Raw genomic sequence first — 4497 nt, 5'->3', positions numbered from 1 at the left:
CGTAAAGGCGGACCAGCGGCAGTTAAGTCATTGCTGCCTGACACTCTCGATGCCGATGAAATCAGCGAATATACTGATGCGCAGTTATTGTCTGTTATGAGTAAACGCGTGTTTCAAAGCGGCTTTGTGTGGCGAGTGGTTGACAATAAATGGCCTGCTTATGAAAAAGCCTTTTTTGACTTTGAGCCAATGAAAGTGCTGATGCTGTCACCCGATCAAATTCAACAACGGGCAACCGACCCAGCACTTATTCGGCATCAAAAGAAAACCCAAGCAATTGTTGATAATGCTTATATGATCCAGCAGATTAATGCTGAACACGGCAGTTTTGCAGAATTTATTGCGAATTGGCCAAGTGATGATATTACTGGTTTGTGGCAAATGCTTAAAAAGCGCGGCACTCGTTTAGGTGGCAATACCGGGCCTTATTTTTTACGTGCTATAGGTAAAGACACGTTTTTGCTAAGCCAAGATGTGCAGTCATATTTAACTGCTCATAACGTCGTTGATGCTGGCTTTACATCGCAAACCGCTTTACGCCAAACCCAAGCTGCTTTTAATCATTGGCAACAAGAATCTGGCATGAGTTTAGCGCATATCAGCCGTATTATTTCGTTCGGTGTGGGTGATAACCGAGTGTAGAGTAGCCAACAATGTGCTTATGCCTGATAACGGCATAAAAACATGGTTACTATGCTGGCGGCAATGTCATCTTTTTGTTGATCGTTTAATGGCTCTTCGACTTGAAATATTAATGGCCAAAAACATTGGCCTTTAATCAAGCTTTGTACTTCTCCTTGGGCCTGTTCAACATTCGTCACAGTTAAGCGTCCGTCCAGTGTCGCTGCTTTTATCCAGCGCAAAATAGCCGTTTCTTCTTTAATAACCTTTTGCAATTCTTCCTGCATTTCAGTGGTATAAAACAGATGGCCAATCACCATTCGTGATACTTCAATGTGCTCTTCTGATTGAATGTAATCCATATCAAAACGCACCAACTGTTGCAGTTGTTCTGCCAAAGGTTGATGTGAGCTATATATCACAGAGGGTTGAGATAATGCTTGTTGCCATAAATCAGTCATCAAAGTCATCACCAAGGCTTCTTTGGTGGCAAAGTGGTTGTATACCGTGCGCTTAGACACTCCAGCTACTTCTGCTAATTTATCCATACTGGTTGCCGCAACCCCTAATTCTTTAAAGGTTGTTCTGGCTGCTTCAATAATCGCGGCACGTTTAATCTGGCTGCGTGTTTGCTTTTCTGTGTTCATTGGTTTCATCTAAGCGATCTTATTGTAATATTTTACACTGAGTAGTTTACTTTTCAATAAGGGATTATTAAACTACACCGTGTAGTTTACTTTTGGAAGCGATAGATGAAAATATTAATGAGTCTTTTAGTCGTGCTTGGTGCATTGATTGTCATTATTTTGATCAGTAAATATTGGTTTGCATCGCGTGGACATAAAACACAAATATTCAGCAATACCGAAAAAGTCTATCAATCTGGTATTAGCAGCTTATGGCCAATTGCCAAAGCTTATGGGTCGGCAAAGCGCCAAGCGCCCATTCCCCAAGGTGAGATTCCATTAGAAGCACTGACTCCAGAGATATTGGATCAATCAACGGAAGACACTGTTTATCGTTTAGGCCATTCAACGTTATTGATGCGTCTTGATGGTGAATATTTATTGATTGACCCGGTATTTAGCGAGCGAGCATCACCGGTGCAGTGGGCTGGGCCAAAACGTTTTCATCAATCGCCAATCAGTATTGCTGATTTACCGGCAATAAAAGCGGTGATTATTAGCCATGATCATTACGATCACCTTGATAGAGCAGCCATAGAGCAATTGGCTGCCAAGGTGCAACATTTTGTGACCCCACTTAAAGTGGGTGAGTACTTAACCACTTGGGGCGTAGATGCCATTCAAGTGACTGAACTGGAATGGTGGCAGTCTGTTGAATTAAATGGCTTGAGCATTACCGCTACGCCAGCACAACATTTTTCTGGCCGGGGCTTGCTTGATCGTAACCAAACCTTATGGGCTAGTTGGGTGATTCAAGGCTTACAACATAAGGTGTTTTTTAGCGGAGACAGTGGCTATTTTAATGGCTTTAAAGAAATTGGTGAGCGTTATGGACCATTTGATCTCAGCATGATTGAAACTGGCGCCTATAATGAATTGTGGAGTGATATCCATATGTTGCCAGAGCAAAGCCTACAGGCACATATTGATGTTCAAGCAAAGGCAATGATGCCAATACACAATGGCACCTTCGATTTAGCATTGCATGATTGGTTTGAGCCTTTTGAACGTATCAACCAGTTAGCGAAACAGCAAAATGTCACCTTGCTTACGCCAAAGTTTGGTCAAGCGGTGATGTTAGCCAATCCACAAGCTAGCGAGTTATGGTGGCGTGCCATTATGCTGGAACCACAAAAGACAGATGAATTAAATCAAGTTGTCATCAACAGCAATTAAGTTAACGTATTAACAGTGAACATAGACATGGATAGTTTAAGCATTAATTGACTTTACCAACATGTTACCAATTAGTGTATTTAATGCCTTAAAAGGTAATCTTTGTTTGATTACCCGTGTAACGATTACAGTTTGATAACATATTCAATATATATAACTGAAACTTATTATTTATTTACAATTTATTCGCATTAGGTTTGTTGTTTGAATTTTATACCTATGCGATAAAGTACACAGAAAATTTAACAGGTTAATTTTAGCTATTTTCAAATGAAATTCCTCAAGACCGAGGTGTCATATTGAAAATAAATTGGAGTAGGAGCACTCATGCACAAAGCATTGAAAGTCGCCGCAGTTATTTCTGCTGCATTATGGATTACCGCTTGTGGTCAAGGGGATGAAAATGCCCAGTCACAGCAACCGCGACCACCTACACCCGTTGGCGTGATGACAGTTGAAGCTATTTCGCAAGCGATTAAGGTTGAATTACCGGGTCGCAGTCGTGCCTTTTTAGAAGCCGAAGTGCGTCCACAAGTGTCAGGTATTATCACTAAGCGTGCCTTTACCGAAGGCACCGAAGTTAAACAAGGTCAATCTCTATATCAAATTGATGCAGCCACTTATAAAGCGGCATTAGTGAGTGCAGAAGCCGATCTTGCTAGCGCAAATGCTGGTTTAGCCTCAGCAAAAGCCAAGGCGGCGCGTTATGCCAAATTAGTCAAAACCAATGCAGTTAGTAAGCAAGATTTTGACGAGACGGAAGCGTTATTTAAAGAAGCGCAAGCTTCAGTAACGGTAGCAAAAGCCGCCATTAATACTGCGACCATCAACACCGAATATACTGAAGTTAAAGCACCGATTTCTGGTCGAATTGGTAAGTCATCTGTTACTGCTGGCGCGTTAGTTACCGCTAATCAAAGTAATACCTTAGCGACAATTCAACAGCTCGATCCAATTAATATCGACATCGTTCAGTCAAGTGCACAATTATTGCGTTTAAAAGCCAATTTACGTTCAGGCCAGTTACTGAAAAGTGACAATGCTAAAGTGACCTTATTGCTTGAAGACGGCAGCACATATGATCAGCAAGGGACATTACAATTTGCTGAAGTTAATGTAGATGAAACTACTGGTTCCGTGACGTTACGTGCCGAGTTCCCTAATCCTGACGGTATATTATTACCTGGTATGTATGTGCGTGCGCTATTAAATGCTGGCCAAGACCCACAGGCTATTTTAGTGCCTCAACGTGCTATTACCCGTAATAGCAAAGGCCAAGCGGTTGCAATGATAGTAAACCAAGACAGTAATGTTGAAATGCGCGTGGTACAAACCGCTGAAGTGATTGGTCATCAATGGCGCATTGTCGATGGTTTGTCTGTTGGCGATAAATTAATTGTCGAAGGATTACAAAAAATCCGCCCTGGTGCACCAGTATCTGCACAGGTGTTAACGGCTGATCAACCACAAAAGTAGGGAATAATTATGGCTCGCTTTTTTATTGATCGCCCTATTTTTGCGTGGGTGATTGCATTATTAATTATGCTTGCTGGTGTGTTAGCCATTAAAGGCTTACCCATTGCGCAGTATCCAAGTATTGCCCCGCCAACCGTAGTGATCAGTGCTTTCTATCCTGGTGCTTCTGCCAAAACCATGGAAGACACAGTCACTCAGGTGATTGAGCAGCGCATGACTGGGCTTGATCACTTACGCTATATTTCATCGACCAGTGACAGTTTTGGTAATGCCACTATCACCTTAACATTCAATGCTGAGGCTGATCCTGATATTGCTCAAGTGCAAGTTCAGAATAAGCTGCAAGCGGCTACGCCATTATTACCTTCTGAGGTTCAGCAGCAAGGTGTCAAAGTTAACAAATCTAGCTCTGGATTTTTAATGGTGCTTGGCTTTGTGTCTGCAGATGGTTCAATGGGCAAAAGCGATATATCTGATTATGTTGCTGCCAACGTTCAAGACCCAATGAGCCGTGTACCTGGTGTGGGTGAGATCACGT

General features: G+C 42.2%; 5 protein-coding genes. 4 read left to right on the top strand and 1 reads right to left on the bottom strand.

Features of this window, described 5'->3' with window-relative positions; translation table 11 throughout:
* Window positions 1–642 (top strand): DNA-3-methyladenine glycosylase I (locus tag CXF78_RS11035; protein ID WP_102036804.1); only part of this gene is annotated, 642 nt, incomplete at its 5' end.
* 17 nt (window positions 643–659) lie between these two features.
* Here the strand turns inward: CXF78_RS11035 and CXF78_RS11030 are convergent.
* A complete protein-coding gene (locus tag CXF78_RS11030; protein ID WP_011639274.1) occupies window positions 660–1277 on the bottom strand; it encodes a TetR/AcrR family transcriptional regulator in 618 nt (205 codons plus the stop codon).
* A 96-nt stretch (window positions 1278–1373) separates the two neighbouring features.
* Between CXF78_RS11030 and CXF78_RS11025 the strand changes: the two genes are divergently transcribed.
* From CXF78_RS11025 to CXF78_RS11015, 3 genes are all read left to right on the top strand, one after another.
* On the top strand, window positions 1374–2483 hold the full coding sequence (locus tag CXF78_RS11025) for an MBL fold metallo-hydrolase (RefSeq protein WP_102036803.1): 1110 nt from the start codon (window positions 1374–1376) through the stop codon (window positions 2481–2483).
* A 327-nt stretch (window positions 2484–2810) separates the two neighbouring features.
* Complete coding sequence (locus tag CXF78_RS11020; RefSeq protein WP_011639272.1) at window positions 2811–3959, top strand: efflux RND transporter periplasmic adaptor subunit; 1149 nt, start codon at window positions 2811–2813, stop codon at window positions 3957–3959.
* 9 nt (window positions 3960–3968) lie between these two features.
* Window positions 3969–4497 (top strand): efflux RND transporter permease subunit (locus CXF78_RS11015; RefSeq protein ID WP_180957114.1); only part of this gene is annotated, 529 nt, incomplete at its 3' end.

Source organism: Shewanella sp. 11B5 (assembly GCF_002836795.1).
GTDB classification, from domain to species: Bacteria; Pseudomonadota; Gammaproteobacteria; order Enterobacterales; family Shewanellaceae; genus Shewanella; species Shewanella frigidimarina.
Note: the sequence above shows the minus strand (reverse complement) of the source record. Positions and strands in the feature narration are given on the sequence as shown.